General features: G+C 40.9%; 15 protein-coding genes. 3 read left to right on the top strand and 12 right to left on the bottom strand.

Annotation, left to right across the window (positions count from 1 at the left end; translation table 11 throughout):
* Nucleotides 1-44: 44 nt before the first annotated feature.
* A complete protein-coding gene (gene ygaH, locus MP622_RS08160) occupies nt 45-392 on the bottom strand; it encodes an L-valine transporter subunit YgaH (protein ID WP_016167518.1) in 348 nt (115 codons plus the stop codon).
* A complete protein-coding gene (locus tag MP622_RS08155) occupies nt 382-1,140 on the bottom strand; it encodes an AzlC family ABC transporter permease (protein ID WP_243793373.1) in 759 nt (252 codons plus the stop codon). Before MP622_RS08155 ends, ygaH begins: the two co-directional genes overlap by 11 nt.
* Before the next feature lie 101 nt (nt 1,141-1,241).
* On the opposite strand from MP622_RS08155, the gene MP622_RS08150 reads away from it, so the two are divergent.
* Nucleotides 1,242-1,727: a hypothetical protein gene (locus MP622_RS08150; RefSeq protein ID WP_026440974.1), complete on the top strand. Its 486-nt coding sequence runs from the start codon at nt 1,242-1,244 to the stop codon at nt 1,725-1,727.
* Between the two features lie 435 nt (nt 1,728-2,162).
* Here MP622_RS08150 and MP622_RS08145 read toward each other — a convergent pair whose 3' ends face one another.
* Nucleotides 2,163-2,864, bottom strand: coding sequence for a Crp/Fnr family transcriptional regulator (locus tag MP622_RS08145; protein ID WP_243793371.1), 702 nt, complete (start codon nt 2,862-2,864; stop codon nt 2,163-2,165).
* A 94-nt stretch (nt 2,865-2,958) separates the two neighbouring features.
* Between MP622_RS08145 and MP622_RS08140 the strand changes: the two genes are divergently transcribed.
* Nucleotides 2,959-3,489 carry an Mpo1-like protein gene (locus MP622_RS08140; RefSeq protein ID WP_243793370.1) on the top strand — a complete coding sequence of 177 codons (531 nt, stop codon included), beginning with the start codon at nt 2,959-2,961 and terminating at the stop codon, nt 3,487-3,489.
* A 198-nt stretch (nt 3,490-3,687) separates the two neighbouring features.
* On the opposite strand, the gene MP622_RS08135 is transcribed toward MP622_RS08140, so the two are convergent.
* From MP622_RS08135 to MP622_RS08095, 9 genes are all read right to left on the bottom strand, one after another.
* Nucleotides 3,688-4,299 carry a superoxide dismutase gene (locus tag MP622_RS08135; RefSeq protein WP_243793368.1) on the bottom strand — a complete coding sequence of 204 codons (612 nt, stop codon included), beginning with the start codon at nt 4,297-4,299 and terminating at the stop codon, nt 3,688-3,690.
* A gap of 297 nt (nt 4,300-4,596) precedes the next feature.
* On the bottom strand, nt 4,597-5,688 hold the full coding sequence (ychF, locus tag MP622_RS08130) for a redox-regulated ATPase YchF (protein WP_044739480.1): 1,092 nt from the start codon (nt 5,686-5,688) through the stop codon (nt 4,597-4,599).
* Nucleotides 5,689-5,801: 113 nt separating this feature from the next.
* Entirely contained in the window at nt 5,802-6,461 is a 660-nt protein-coding gene (locus MP622_RS08125; RefSeq protein ID WP_243793367.1) for a methionine ABC transporter permease, read from the bottom strand.
* Nucleotides 6,442-7,512: a methionine ABC transporter ATP-binding protein gene (locus MP622_RS08120; protein WP_243793365.1), complete on the bottom strand. Its 1,071-nt coding sequence runs from the start codon at nt 7,510-7,512 to the stop codon at nt 6,442-6,444. Before MP622_RS08120 ends, MP622_RS08125 begins: the two co-directional genes overlap by 20 nt.
* A gap of 11 nt (nt 7,513-7,523) precedes the next feature.
* A complete protein-coding gene (locus tag MP622_RS08115; protein ID WP_104440808.1) occupies nt 7,524-8,366 on the bottom strand; it encodes a MetQ/NlpA family ABC transporter substrate-binding protein in 843 nt (280 codons plus the stop codon).
* Nucleotides 8,367-8,375: 9 nt separating this feature from the next.
* A complete protein-coding gene (locus MP622_RS08110; protein ID WP_243793364.1) occupies nt 8,376-9,218 on the bottom strand; it encodes a MetQ/NlpA family ABC transporter substrate-binding protein in 843 nt (280 codons plus the stop codon).
* Nucleotides 9,219-9,249: 31 nt separating this feature from the next.
* Nucleotides 9,250-10,665 (bottom strand): LLM class flavin-dependent oxidoreductase, encoded by a 1,416-nt coding sequence (locus MP622_RS08105; RefSeq protein ID WP_243793362.1) that lies wholly within the window; start codon nt 10,663-10,665, stop codon nt 9,250-9,252.
* Complete coding sequence (locus MP622_RS08100; protein ID WP_243793360.1) at nt 10,665-11,888, bottom strand: SfnB family sulfur acquisition oxidoreductase; 1,224 nt, start codon at nt 11,886-11,888, stop codon at nt 10,665-10,667. Before MP622_RS08100 ends, MP622_RS08105 begins: the two co-directional genes overlap by 1 nt.
* Nucleotides 11,889-11,898: 10 nt before the next feature.
* Nucleotides 11,899-13,101 (bottom strand): SfnB family sulfur acquisition oxidoreductase, encoded by a 1,203-nt coding sequence (locus MP622_RS08095; RefSeq protein WP_243793358.1) that lies wholly within the window; start codon nt 13,099-13,101, stop codon nt 11,899-11,901.
* Nucleotides 13,102-13,472: 371 nt separating this feature from the next.
* Between MP622_RS08095 and MP622_RS08090 the strand changes: the two genes are divergently transcribed.
* Nucleotides 13,473-14,243, top strand: a complete 771-nt coding sequence (locus MP622_RS08090; RefSeq protein ID WP_016167533.1) for a glutathione S-transferase family protein — start codon at nt 13,473-13,475, stop codon at nt 14,241-14,243.
* Nucleotides 14,244-14,442 lie beyond the last annotated feature (199 nt).

Here is a 14,442-nt window from a genome sequence, read left to right as displayed (position 1 = left end):
TCTCAAGTGATTAATTGTGCTGTGAATCATTCGTTCAAAATAAATTAAAAATGAAAAGGCATATAGGTATAAACTAAGCCGTAGGTCAAAGCAGCAGTTAAGGTTGCAGGGACAATTTTCTTAAATTTGAAATATAAGCCCGTCAGAACCAGAAACCCTATCAGCATTGCTAAACTTTTGTTGGGTGTTTCTAACAGTGGAGGAAGTGTCGCAACGACCAACATGGAGCTAATAGCTGAAATCCCAATCGAGCCCAAGGCAATTTTTAACCACAATGCACCGCGCTTTTGCGAATTTTGTTGAAACTTCTGAATGACAAAAAAAGGACCAAAACGTGAGGCAAAATTTGCAATACCGACCACAATTCCTACCAATATGATTTCAAGATTCATGTGATGCTCCTGTAAGTTCTGCATCATGTTGTTTGAGGACATAGTGCTTAAACAAACCTGCAAATATACCTGATGAAATACCAATGAAAATTGCCGCAGAGAGATCTATGAAATAGCAGGCGATCGCAGATACTAAAATCGTCACACTGACTACAAAGGTATGTTTTTTCTCAAAAGCAGCCAGTAGGAAACTGAGGAATAGCGCGGGCAATAAGAAATCCAGTGCCGCCTGCAGAAATTGCGGTAGATTGCTGACTTGATCTGCAAACAGTCCACCCAAGAATGAGCCAGTTGCCCAAGATAACCAGCTAAATAAACTCAGTCCCAACATCCAAGATTCAGACCATTCTTGGCGTCGTTGAGAGAGTTTGATCATGCCTGAAGCAAATACCTCATCTGTCAGTCCCCACGCCCAAATTGCGGTTTTTTTTAAATTCAAACGATCTTGAATTAAATTTTGTAGGGCAGGTCCATATAGTAAGTGACGAATGTCTAGGGCAATGACAGTCAGTGCCGTCATCCAGATGGAGGTTCCACTACCAAGTAGTGCAACCACCAGAAATTGGCTAGCACCCGCATACATGGTACAAGAGAGAAATAAGGCTTCCCAAGCACTAAAGCCAAACTGTGTTGCTGAAACCCCAAATGCAAAAGATACAGGTAAATAAGTAAAGATAATTGCTTGGCTATCTTTGGCACCTTGCCAAAAGCCCGCTTTTTGCGTGGGTGTTAATTTGTGTTGTGACACGACACACCTTGTTAGAGTTAAACGATAGGTCAAATAAGATTGTGTATTGTAGCCGAATTTACTAGCATAGTACTTACTCGATTGTTGCGGTGATTCCCTAAATGCGAATACTTAGAGCGCCTGTGCTTGTTGTTTCTGTAATAAGTAGTGCTTTGTTTTTACAAGGTTGTGGTCAATCTTCAGATCATGCTGAAAAGAAAGCAGAAATTAAAGCTGCGCCTAAATTGACCAATGATGCGACCACTTATGCACATGAAGCATGGCGATTCATGAACGAGGCGGATCCTTATGTATATCGTAAGCAACGTAATTTAATAGAAGAAAAGGTGCGTAAACCTGCGCGGAAACTCAGTACTGATTGGCGTATTAACGTCAAAATGACAGATTCGGTCACCGAAGGAAAATATGCATTGTGTCGTAAGGCTTTGACCAGTTTAGATGTTTGGGCGCGTGAAACCATGGAAAACTCAGCGACAGTTTCTCAGACAAAAGCGGATTACGAACGAGACAAAGCACAATGTAAAGATGCACTAGAGCATCCAGAGTTAGGTAACACCGACCCAAAGAAAAAAGCTTTTAGTTCATAAAAGTTGAAGATCTAAAGCAGCATTGTAGTCTTGAAGATTGCAATGCTGTTATCCAATCAATAACGACAATAATAGAAAATAACACTGATTTGATTAATTTAATGCATTATCTCAATGTGATAAAAAGTGTATAATTTACGTGAAAAGTCACATTTATTATCTTGAGGTTATCGTTCTATGCGGAAAATATCTGTCCTAACTTTTAGTCTTTTATGCGCATTCAGTTCAACTGTGAATGCACAACTTTTACAAGTGCATACAGTTTTGCATGATTCTGTTGCACAAGAAGTTGCACCTTGCACCAATGGCTTTGATGACGTTAATGTCTGTCAATTAACCTCTTAAATTAATGTTGCTTTTTGGTGCTTTTAATATTTAATGCACATTTATAGTGAAGACTTTTGCACCATAAAATGACAGTTGATGTTGGTGAAATCAACTCTGTCGAGTATGTGCCAAGCGATGTAATTGTTCCTGATCTAAAATTTCAATTTTTTTAAATGCCAGATTTAACACCCCCAGTTTTTCTAAAGCCTGCAATTCCTGATTCACCGTTTGCCGTGAGCAAGTTAGCATCTGCGCAAGTTGTTCTTGACTGAGTTGAATGACATTTTTTTCAATCAGTACATGATTGCCATAGCCTTGTAAAATCAGCATTAATCGTAGAGCAAGCCGTTGTCTGATGGTCTGAGTTTGAATTGAAATCAGCTCTAAAAAGGCAATACGTAATTTCTGGCTGGTTAGCTGAGCAATATGAAACCAGAACTGAGGCTGTGTAGTGAGTAAAGTGTGGATAGCCGCACTAGGAATATGCAGGATTCGTGTTTTTTGAATCGCAATGGCATCGTGGGAGCGCGGTTGCTGATCAATTAAAGAGATTTCACCGAACCACATGATGGGTTCTGCAATTGCAGCAATAGATTCTGTCCCTTCAATATCGACATAACCTAAACGTACAGCACCATCGAGTACCGCATAGATTCCATCAAAAGCATCTCCAGAATAAAAAATAGCTTGTTCTTTCTGATAGTGCTGTATAAGCGCATGTTCCTGAATAAACTGCTGAAAGGAGAGCGGTAATTCAGAATACCAACGGTTATTGGCAAGATGTTGAAGATCATCCATTTGCAGTGACATGGGCATCCTTATTTTTTGAATTGTCGGCTAGGTGACAACTATAAAAATGATTTTTTTATATATTGAGTTTATGCATCTTACAAGGACGATCCCAATGAGTAAATTAGAACAACTTTTAAGCCAGTATGCGGCTTATCATCTTGATCATAAAAATATTTTAACGCACTTTGTCGGGATTCCGCTGATTGTGTTCTCCATTATGTGTTTGACTGCACGGGCAGGGTTTCACTTTTCAGGATTTGAAATCACCTTAGCCTTGGTCTTGATTATAGTGAGTTGTGTGTATTATTTGAAATTAGATCTCTGGTTTGGCTGTATCATGTTATTGCTATTTTCTGCGGTCTATCCTTTGGCATTAAAGATTGCTGGTTTTGGTTTGGCGACGTGGTTAATGCTCAGTATTGGTATTTTTGTGGTGGGCTGGGTATTTCAGTTTGTAGGACATTTTTATGAAAAGAAAAAACCAGCCTTTGTCGATGATTTAGTTGGTTTGATCATTGGTCCGTTATTCGTATTAGCCGAAGCGATATTTATGATGGGCTTTAGACAAGAATTGCAACAACGTATATTGGAACAGGCACGAAAGCAACGCGCAGCAATGGATACGAAACCAGTTCAGATTTAGTCTTTAAATTCAGCCTGCCCAATGCTTTGCATGATTGATAGAGACGCATTCGGCAGGATTCTTCAACGTTAGAATGCATTTAAGGATGTTGCCACTTTATAAATGCAAAGTAAGGCACCACTTAGCAAAATAAAAACACCCAATATAAAGCGTAGTTGATGAAGTGCTGTCATAGGTAGGTCAGTGGCTACGTGCATATTACTGAATGGCCTGTTCATAACGACGGTTGACTTCTTGCCAGTCGATAACATTAAAAAAAGCTGAAATATATTCGGGACGTCTGTTCTGATATTTGAGGTAATAGGCATGTTCCCAAACATCGAGTGCCAAAATGGGCGTGTGACCCTGCATGAGTGGTGAGTCCTGATTGGCACTGCTCTCTACCAATAATTTTTGATCTGGGGTAACTGTTAGCCAAGCCCATCCACTACCAAAGCGGGTGAGTGCCGCTTTGGTAAAAGCCTCTTTAAAGTTGTCAAATCCGCCTAGCTCAGCCTCTATCGCTACCGCAATTTTGCCTATAGGTTGTCCACCGCCTTGAGGACTCATAATGGTCCAGAATAAGCTGTGGTTGGCATGTCCACCTGCGTTGTTGATGATATTGTTTTTGAGTTGTGTAGGAACATTATTTACCTGAGTGACTAATTGCTCCACAGTTAAGTTTTCCCACGGTGTCCCTTCAATGCCTGCATTAATATTATTGATGTAAGTCTGATGATGCTTACTATGATGAATTTCCATGGTTTTCGCATCAATATGCGGTTCGAGTGCATTATAGGCATAAGGTAAATGGGGAAGGGTATAAGCCATAGCATCATCCTTTCAATCTAAGTTTTTAGTTATGTATGCATAGGAGTGTAGGCGATGTTGGATTTAATGTAAATATAATGATAATTATTATCATTATATTTATCAAATAAAGCTTTACTTAACCTGAGTCACTTATGTTTGAATGATGCTAAAGATTTCAGGCGACAGAAACGGGAGAGGCACTCTGCATCTTATGTACACGAAGTTAAGTGCTGTTGTTGCTGAGCTTGGTTAACTCATATTTAGGATATAAAAAAGCCAGTGTTATCACTGGCTTTTAGCAATATCTAAATGAAATTAGACATTGAAACGGAAATGTAAAACGTCGCCGTCTTGTACCACGTAAGTTTTACCTTCTAAACGCCATTTACCAGCTTCTTTGGCACCCGCTTCACCGTTGTATTGAATGAAGTCATCATAAGCAATACATTCAGCACGGATGAAGCCTTTTTCAAAGTCAGTGTGAATCACACCCGCAGCTTGTGGTGCAGTTGCACCTACTTTTACAGTCCAAGCACGTACTTCTTGTACGCCTGCTGTGAAGTAAGTTTGTAAGCCAAGTAATGCATAACCTGCACGGATCACCACGTTCAGACCAGGTTCTTCCATACCCATCGCTTCAAGGAATTCAGCACGGTCTTCATCTTCAAGTAATGAAATTTCAGCTTCGATTTGGTTGCACAGTGGAACCACAATTGCATTTTCTTCAGCAGCAAGTTTTTTAACTGCGTCTAAATGCGGATTGTTTTCAAAACCATCTTCAGCCACGTTAGCGATGTACATGGTTGGTTTTAAAGTCATTAAACCAAAACCACGTACCAATTTACGTTCATCGTCATCAAGCGTGGCAGCACGAGCTGGTTTACCTTCATCTAATAAAGGTAGAATTTTGTCTAAAACAGCTTTTGTTGCAATCGCATCTTTATCACCACTTTTCGCTGATTTAGCTAAACGTGTTACTGCTTTGGTTACAGTTTCCAAGTCCGCAAGTGCAAGTTCAGTATTGATGGTGGCAATATCATCTAAGGGGTCAATTTTACCATTCACGTGAATGACGTTTTCATCTTCAAAACAACGAACCACGTGTGCAATCGCATCAGTTTCACGGATGTTGGCAAGGAATTGGTTACCTAAACCTTCACCTTTAGACGCGCCAGCAACCAAACCTGCGATGTCTACAAATTCCATTGTGGTTGGAAGCACACGTTGTGGTTTTACGATGGCAGTTAATTTGTCTAAACGTAAATCTGGAACAGGAACAATCCCTGTGTTTGGTTCAATGGTACAGAACGGGAAGTTTTCTGCCGCAATTGCTGCTTTAGTTAACGCATTGAAAAGGGTAGATTTACCAACGTTCGGCAAGCCGACAATACCGCAATTAAAACCCATGAAATGACTCACAACGTATTATTTAAAAATTGGCGCTGATTTTACATGAAAGCCATGACAAAGTCAGGTCATGGCTCGTATCTTTCTTTTCGGCACCTTCAAGTGCATGATTGTTAAACTTTTCGTTTGTCTAGTTGTTGTGCAAGTGCATCTCCTGTTGCTTGTACTAACATAACCAGAACCACTAAAACTACAATAACCGTGAGCATGATTTGCATATCGAAACGTTGATAACCATAACGGTAGGCAATATCACCTAATCCACCTGCGCCAATGGCACCGGCAATCGCAGAGGAGTTAATCATGGTCACAATGGTGACGGTAAAGCCTGCCACAATACCCGGTAGGGCTTCAGGCAGTAATACATGCCAAATGATTTGTTTACGGTTACAACCAATGGCTTGCGCGGCTTCAATTAGGCCTTGATCAACCTCACGTAAGCTCACTTCAGCAATACGTGCAAAGAATGGTGTTGCAGCTAAGGTGAGGGGAACGACTGCTGCCCAAACACCATAACTGGTGCCAACAATAAAGCGTGTTAACGGAATCAAGGCTACCATTAAAATCAGGAAAGGCACCGAACGGGTAATATTCACCACCCAACCCAAAGCTTGGTTAATCGGTTTTGAGGGATAAATGCCGTGTTCACTGGTATTTACCAGTATGACTGCCATAGGTAAACCAATTAGGAAAGCTAAAATTGCCGATACGCCGACCATAATCAGCGTATCAACAGTTCCTGTGAGCAAAAGGTCAATGAGTTGGTCGTGCATAGCCTAATACCTCAATTTTGGCAAACTGGTGTTGCAGTTGTTGTTTAAGCTGATGGATATCCAGATCATGCTGTGGCACAGCCACCACAAATTTTCCAATCAAATGTTCCTGAATTGAATCAATATGACTTTGATACAGATGAACAGGGCGATCGATTGCCGAGAATATCGAATTTAGATCTGGTGCATGTTGCAGGGGTGAGGCATAACTTAATCGCAAGATCACCTGACTCGATTCTGCTAGTGGTTGCTCGTGTAACTGAAAGGGCAAATCTAATTGTTCTAAATTGAGCAACTCTTGAGTAATTTGCTGCTGAGGATTGGAAAATACCGCCCAGACTTGTCCAGACTCCACGATTTCACCGTGTTCAATCACCACAACTTGGTCGCAAATTTCACGGATCACTTGCATTTCATGAGTAATCAGGACAATGGTAATACCGAGGGTTTGATTGATTTCCTTGAGCAGCGATAACACCACTGAGGTACTTTCTGGATCAAGTGCGGAGGTCGCTTCATCACATAATAATATTTCAGGATGATGTACCAACGCTCGGGCAATACCAACCCGTTGTTTTTGCCCACCTGAAAGTTGGGCAGGATAGTTTTGTGCTTTATTGGTTAAACCAACCAGCTCTAGTACTTCACTGACCCGTTGTTGAATTTCAGTGGTACTGTAATTGGCAATTTTAAGCGGTAGCGCGACATTGTCCCACACCGTTTTGGCAGACATTAAATTGAAGTGCTGAAAGATCATACCAATGCGCTGACGTAATTGGATGAGTTCTGCATGATCGAGTTCAGCCAAATTCTGTTGGTGGATGTGAATGCTACCTTCACTGACTTTTTCTAGGCCATTGAGTGTACGCAATAGGGAAGATTTTCCCGCACCACTTTTACCAATAATGCCGAAAATCTTACCTTCAGGAATATCCAAATCGATATTCTTTAGTGCATGGACTTGTTGGTTTTGTACTGCATAATACTTGTTCAAATTACGGATTTTGATATGTGGAAGGGAAAAATCCACATGAGAACCAAAACTCACCATTGTCTTTCTCCTTATTTCCAGCCTTCAAACCACATTTTGCTGCCAAAATCTCGGTCTAAAATCTCTTGAACTTTTTTAGAGTTTTGGAAAGCTTTAACGAAAGTGGCTAATTTTTGATTGTGATCGCTATAGTCTTTACGCGTGACGAACAAAATTGCATATTTTTTATCGATAGGGTCGAGAAACAGAGCGCTATGCGGATCGGTTACTTTCGCCATTTTTAAGTAATGTGGAAAACCAAAGATGAGGTCGGCATCGTTATATGCATGTGCAGTTTGTGGCCCTTCAACTTCAATAAATTGCAGTTGTTTCGGATTTTGGATGATGTCCTGCACAGTCGAAAGTTCGTTATTGATGTCTTTCAATTGAATCAAACCTGCACGGTGCAGCAAAATCAGTGCGCGGGCAGAGTTTACAGGATCATTCGGAATGACCACGCGGGCTTTGTTTGGGAGTTCCTGTAAGGACTTATATTTTTTAGAATATAGTCCAACATGACTGCCTGTACCTGTGGCAAAGGCATGTAAGTCATATTGAGTTTCACGAATTGCATTGCGTAAAAAGACGCTTTGCTGGAAAAAGTTGGCATCAATATCGCCGTTTTGTACTGCGACATTGGGTGCATGCCAGTCAGAGAATTCGACCAGTTTGACCTGAATCCCTTGTTTTTTTACATCATCTGCAACACTTTGCAGCAGTTCTGCATAAGGTGGGCTAATGCCAATGGTTAAAACATCTTGTTGTGCCTGACTTTTGCTGTAGCGGTAAACCGCTACAGCAGCAATCAAGATTACAACGGTCAGTCCAATCAGCCATACCTTACGATTTTGGGGCTTAAAAACTGAATCTGTCATTGCTCAATCTCACTTCCAACCAGGGAACCAAAGTTTTGAGCCAATCTCATCATTCAAAGTTTGTTTAACTTTGGCAGAAGTCTGATAAATTTTGATAAATTTTTCTAATTGTGCTGCTTTCTCTGGATGTTGCTGTTGGTAGTCATCGCGCACCACAAATAAAATCGAATAACGGGTATTGGTATTGTCATCTAAAATCAGCGCATCATTCGGGTCAATGGTTTTGGCAAGACGTAAATAATGTGGGTAACTGAAAACTAAGTCAGCATCATCCACTGCGCGTGCCGTTTGCGGCCCTTCAACTTCAATAAATTGTAGCTTTTTAGGATTGGCAGCAATGTCTTGTAAGTTAGATAAATGATTCTCTGGATTTTTTAAGGTAATTAGTTTGGCTTGTTGTAACAGCAACAATGCACGACCTTGATTCACAGGATCATTTGGAATGACTACGCTAGCTTGATCTGGTAGTTCATCCAGTGAATGGTATTTCTTGGAGTATAGGCCAACATGGGTTGTGACGCCTTTATCCAATGCTTTTAGTTTGAATTGAGTTTCTTTGATAGCATTGTCCAAGAAGGGTTGATGCTGGAAATAATTGGCATCAATATCACCATGATTCAAAGTAATATTCGGGGTATTCCAGTCGGAAAATTCCACCAGTTTGACATTGATCCCTTGTTGTTTCGCCTCTTCGACGGCAACCTTTAATGGGTTAGCAAAGGGTGGGCTAATACCAATCACTAACTCGGTATTGCTGGTCTTTTTATGGTAACTCCACGCCACCAGCCCAATCACCAGTGCAGCGACAAGTACCCCTAAAAAGGTAAATTTATTTTTTGCAGTTAAAGCCATGTTATCTCTCGTATTTTCAAATTTACAGCTGTTAAGCTGTCTGTTTTTCTGAATGTGTGGTTAAGTCTGGAGACGAATTTGAGCTTAAACATCGGAACTGCTGTACAGGATGATGGTCGGCAAGATGGTCGCCTTGTTGAAATAGTTTGTGTCTTAAACTGCCTTCGCTGTAGCTTGTTTTGTAGCGCCCACGTTGTTGCAATTCAGGGATGACATAGCGAATAAAGTCTTGATGTGATTCTGGGGCAACCGTGCGGGTCAGATTAAAGCCATCGATGCCTGTTTCATCGATCCACCGAATCAGTTGTTCTGCCACAGCCGCGCCACTTCCAATAATGAGGGGATAACGTCCACCCAAGACATGCTGTGCTTTTAAGTCATTGCGTGTAATGGTTTGTTCTTTAAACTTTTGATTGACTGAGGCAATGCTATTGGTTTTTTGATAAGGAATCGCTTCATCATCAGCAAATTTGGATAAATCGATGCCTACCGAACTGGAGTAATGTGCTAAACCCGCTTCAGGACTGGCATAGCGGATATATTCAGCCAATTTTTCTTGAGCCAATGCATCCGTTTCTGCAGTCACAACAGTAATGCCAACAAAGATTTTAACGTTATTTGCATCTCGACCTTGAGCAACTGCGAGGGCACGAATTTTATCGACCTGTTGCTTAATCTTCTCTGGTCGATCTCCACCAATAAAAATACCTTCTGCATGTTGAGTCGCAAATGCTAAACCACGTGGCGAAGCGCCTGCCTGATATAAAACGGGGGTACGCTGTGGTGAGGGAGAGACTTGAAACACCCCTTGACTTTGATAAAACTGTCCCTGATGCTGAATGGCATGTACTTTAGCGGGATCGGTAAAAATACGCTGTGCTTTATCTTTCAATACCGCGTCATTTTCCCAAGAGCCTTCCCAAAACTTATAGCAAAGCTCAAGAAATTCTTCGGCTTGGGCATAACGCAAGTCGTGTTCTTTTAGGCCTTTTTGTCCCACCAATCGTTCTGCGCTATCCAAATAGCCAGTCACAATATTCCAACCGATACGACCTTGGGTTAAATGGTCTAAACTGGCAAAACGACGGGCAAATTGATATGGATTTTCATAGCTTAAATTAACCGTAACACCAAAACCCAAATGTTGAGTTGCAGCAGCCATAGCTGAAACCAAGGTACTTGGATCATGACTAGGCAACTGGATCGATTCTTTCAGAGTTAAATCAATGCCATTCTGATAGACATCATAAACACCCGTAATGTCGGCAATAAATAGACCGTCAAATAAGCCTTGTTCTAAGGTTTGTGCCAATTCAGTCCAATAACTGAGTTCATTAAAACGGTGCGATTGATCTCGCGGATGTGTCCATAAACCATGATTGATATGCCCAACCGAATTCATATCAAAGGCATTTAAAATAATCTTTTTTTGCGTTTGTTGTGTCATTATAAGGTCCCCCGACGTGGAGGGCGAATGCCGTTGAGAGTGTAATTGGCAATGAAGTAATACTTCCAACGTGCCGCATCATGCAGGGTATGCACGCGGGCGTTACGCCAGAAACGATCTAAACCATCTACACGCTGGCTACCACGGCTACCTGCCAGTTCAATCAGTTTGGACGATGCTTTAAGTGCTGTTTCACTACTATGGGCACGTACTTTGGCAACGTCTAAAGACGCTTGAGTAATGCTGTCTTCGGTGGGTTGCGGTTTGGCGGCATCGATAGAGCGAGCAGCTTGTTTTAATAACACTTCGCTAGCGCGAACATCTGCCACGACACGACCTAATTCTAATAAGGTGAGTGGGTCTTGGGTTGCAGCATCTACACCTGAATCAATCCAAGGACGGGCTTGACGAACGCGAATCAAGGTTTCTTCAAAAGCAGCACGGGCGATGCCTGTTTCAATTGCCGCATGCATAATTTGGGCAAAAGGTCCAACCAAAGTAGGCTGTTGAAAGGCTTGATCGAAAGGAATTACATCTTCTGCAGCAACAAAGACTTGATGGAATTTAACCGTACCGCTGCCTGTAGTGCGTTGTCCAAATCCCGACCAATCATCAATCAGCTCCAAGCCTTCACTGTTACGCGGAATAAAGGCCAGAAATTCACGATCATGGGCATCTTTGACCAAAGTTGGAATACGATGTGCAAACAAACTGCCAGTGCAGTAGAATTTTTCACCATTTACGATAAAACCATTTGCTGTCGGAGAAATTGCAGTTTGTTTTTGTGCGGCATTCTTAGTTTTAAATTCTGCAAGCGCATTACCAAAGCGCGCACCTTGCAATACCTCCTGATACAGTTTTTGTTTTTGTTGTTCAGTACCTGTATTACGCAGTACTTCAAGGGCGTAGAAATGATTTTGTGGGATCTGACCGATTGAACCATCCACACCACTCATAAGGGCAATAATCTGCGCCACGGTATAGCTCGAAACTTCAGCACCCCCATATTGTTTAGGTACCGTAATGGCCCAAAGTCCAGACTGGCTATAAGCTTCAATTTCATCAAAAGGCAAAATGCGCTCAGCATCGCGCAGAATCGCATTGTGCTTGAATTGTTCTGCCAAGGTATACGCAATTTCTAAGGCTTCGGCATCGGATTGAATAATATGTGCAGGTGCAAGTTGTGCTGCCTGTGCAGGGGAAATACTTTGAAATGAAGTCATGTTATTCTCCTTAAATCCATGCATGGCGGGCAGGTAATTTATGATTCAGGTAATAATCACCTAGCGCATGCAGTTTCCAACGCACAGGATCATGTAAGGTGTGCACACGTGCATTACGCCAGTGCTGATCTAAATTGAATTGACTTAAACTCGAACGACTGCCCCCGAGTTCGAGCAGTTTTTCAGAAATATTCAGTGCCGCATCATTGGCATAAATTTTGGCTTCAGCGACGAGAATAGAGGCACGTGCAGCTTGCTCATCGGTTACACTCTCAAGCTTATCTAACTCATCTAAATACTCTGCGGCTTCATCGAGCAGTAAAATAGCGGCCTCAAGTTGAATTTGCAGTTTGCCTACTTCTTGTAGGGTGTAATGTTCAAAGCTGGCTTTTTCCACTTGGGCATCGACAATTGGACGCGCCTTTTTGATGGTTGCCAACGTATCTTCAAAGGCAGCCTCAGCAATGCCGACATCAATCGCGACTTGTAACAGTTGCGAATAAGCACCACGATAGGTAGGTGCTGCCGTTAAAGGACGTTCATCAAAGATCAGGAAAGGATCAATTTCCACATGGTTCAGACGGACTGAGCCACTCGATGTTGTACGTTGTCCAAAACCATCCCAATCATCAATGACTTCAATGCCTTGCGCTTCACGATTTACGATGACGAGTACTACATGACCTTCAGGATGAATGGCTTTAATGGCTAACCAATGCGCGAAGCTGCTGCCTGTGGAATAGAATTTTTCACCTTGAAGATAGTAGTGGCCATTTTCAATACTCAAAATGGTATTGAGTGTTTTAGAGTCTTTGGTATGGCGCTCAGGACCACCATTGGCAAGGCGTTTTCCTGCTAAAATTTCTTGAAAAATGAACTGCTTTTGCGCTTCTGTGCCCATCAAGTCAATGAGATAAAGTAAGCTAATTTGATTTTGAGGGATTTGCCCGATGCTCGAATCGGCTTTATTCAAAATACGGAATACGCGTGCCAGTGTTTTATTGGAAACATAAGCACCGCCATATTGTTTGGGAATTCTTAAACCGCCTAAGCCTTTTTGGCTAAATTGTTCAATTTCTGCAAAAGGTAATGTACGGGTTTGATCTCGAACATTTCTTTCCTCGAGTGCAAAATCTGCAACTTGGTAAGCTGCATTAATTGCATCCTGATCATTTTTGATGATCTGTATGTTTTTAGAATTGATATAAGCCATGATGACACCTTCGAAACAATGTCAAAACGTTAATATCTCAGCTTTAAAAAATTAACTGACTGATTTCTATGTACTTATGAAAAACAATGTTTAAAACTTAAAGTGGTAAAGTTTGAATAAAAACAGATAAGTCAAATAATTGATTTTAAATAATAATTTAAATTTTGAAATTTCGGATATTGAATTTAAAGTAGCGGGTTATCTTGTTTAAAGATATTTAAGCCACAAAATTATATAACCGTACAAGGCTCAGCTATATTTATTTTGGGATAAAAATGACATTGTGTTTCTGGCTTTGACTGACTAAAGTAACAGACTGAAAGCGTTGGTTTTCTCAAAAATCAATGTTCCGATCAGCTTTAGGAGTGTTTATGCGAATTTTATACCAGTTTCCTTTATCTCATTATTGTGAGAAAGCTCGCTGGTTACTCGATCATAAACAACTTGATTTTGTTGCACAGAATTTAATACCTGGTGTGCATCGTGCTTTTGCCCAACTTAAAACAGGACAAAATAAACTTCCGATTTTACGAGACAACGAACATTGGGTTGCAGATTCAACACAAATTGCACTGTATTTAGATCAAACTTATCCTGAACATGCTTTATTACGTGCAGACCCACATTTAAGAGAAGCTGCATTAGAAATTAATGCGTTGGCTTCCGAGCTTGGCTTACATGTACGCCGTTGGGGGTTAGCACAAAGTCTATCGGAAAGTGATGAAACTTTAGACATTATGATTGGTGAAAAAGGTTATCTGCGCCAATTTGAGAAATTTTCTAAACCTATTTTAAGAACACTGGTGTCTAAGAGCTACCAGCTTGATGCCGAAAAAGTTGAATATTCTAAGCATCAGATGGAACAGCTCATTAGTGTATTGAATCAGAAATTATTAGAAAATGATGGACGTTATTTTGTGGGTGAGCGTTTAGGGTTTGCAGATATTTCGGTCTGTTCCATGCTAGCACCCTTATTGGAAATAGCGGGAACCCCTTGGGAACGTGAAGAAGACTATATTTCAGGAAGTTCGGAAGATTTTTATATCTTCAAGCATCAACTTTTGGATTTACCTTTAGGGCAATATGTACAGCGTATATATTATACTGAACGTAATGCGCGTGTAGACTGGCGTGGTATGTAATCTTTGCTGTATTACTCATTGAAAAAAGATGTGTAATGATCACCCTTGAATAATTTTTAATTTGTATTCAAGGACATTTATGGCATTAAATTTCTATAAATCTAATGCCTGATAAAAATATCTAGTATGCATGACTTTATTTTTAGTGGAATAAACGAAATAATCGTCTTAGATATTGAACACGTATCTTGCATAATTC

It is taken from the genome of Acinetobacter sp. PK01, from assembly GCF_022819285.1.
Classification (GTDB): Bacteria; Pseudomonadota; Gammaproteobacteria; order Pseudomonadales; family Moraxellaceae; genus Acinetobacter; species Acinetobacter tandoii.
Note: the sequence above shows the minus strand (reverse complement) of the source record. Positions and strands in the feature narration are given on the sequence as shown.

What these genes read in the sequence shown, in the direction of transcription:
- ygaH (WP_016167518.1), bottom strand. Translation starts at nt 392, where the DNA reads ATGAATCTTGAAATCATATTGGTAGGAATTGTGGTCGGTATTGCAAAT.
- MP622_RS08150 (WP_026440974.1), top strand. Translation starts at nt 1,242, where the DNA reads ATGCGAATACTTAGAGCGCCTGTGCTTGTTGTTTCTGTAATAAGTAGT.
- MP622_RS08145 (WP_243793371.1), bottom strand. Translation starts at nt 2,864, where the DNA reads ATGTCACTGCAAATGGATGATCTTCAACATCTTGCCAATAACCGTTGG.
- MP622_RS08140 (WP_243793370.1), top strand. Translation starts at nt 2,959, where the DNA reads ATGAGTAAATTAGAACAACTTTTAAGCCAGTATGCGGCTTATCATCTT.
- MP622_RS08135 (WP_243793368.1), bottom strand. Translation starts at nt 4,299, where the DNA reads ATGGCTTATACCCTTCCCCATTTACCTTATGCCTATAATGCACTCGAA.
- ychF (WP_044739480.1), bottom strand. Translation starts at nt 5,688, where the DNA reads ATGGGTTTTAATTGCGGTATTGTCGGCTTGCCGAACGTTGGTAAATCT.
- MP622_RS08125 (WP_243793367.1), bottom strand. Translation starts at nt 6,461, where the DNA reads ATGCACGACCAACTCATTGACCTTTTGCTCACAGGAACTGTTGATACG.
- MP622_RS08120 (WP_243793365.1), bottom strand. Translation starts at nt 7,512, where the DNA reads ATGGTGAGTTTTGGTTCTCATGTGGATTTTTCCCTTCCACATATCAAA.
- MP622_RS08115 (WP_104440808.1), bottom strand. Translation starts at nt 8,366, where the DNA reads ATGACAGATTCAGTTTTTAAGCCCCAAAATCGTAAGGTATGGCTGATT.
- MP622_RS08110 (WP_243793364.1), bottom strand. Translation starts at nt 9,218, where the DNA reads ATGGCTTTAACTGCAAAAAATAAATTTACCTTTTTAGGGGTACTTGTC.
- MP622_RS08105 (WP_243793362.1), bottom strand. Translation starts at nt 10,665, where the DNA reads ATGACACAACAAACGCAAAAAAAGATTATTTTAAATGCCTTTGATATG.
- MP622_RS08100 (WP_243793360.1), bottom strand. Translation starts at nt 11,888, where the DNA reads ATGACTTCATTTCAAAGTATTTCCCCTGCACAGGCAGCACAACTTGCA.
- MP622_RS08095 (WP_243793358.1), bottom strand. Translation starts at nt 13,101, where the DNA reads ATGGCTTATATCAATTCTAAAAACATACAGATCATCAAAAATGATCAG.
- MP622_RS08090 (WP_016167533.1), top strand. Translation starts at nt 13,473, where the DNA reads ATGCGAATTTTATACCAGTTTCCTTTATCTCATTATTGTGAGAAAGCT.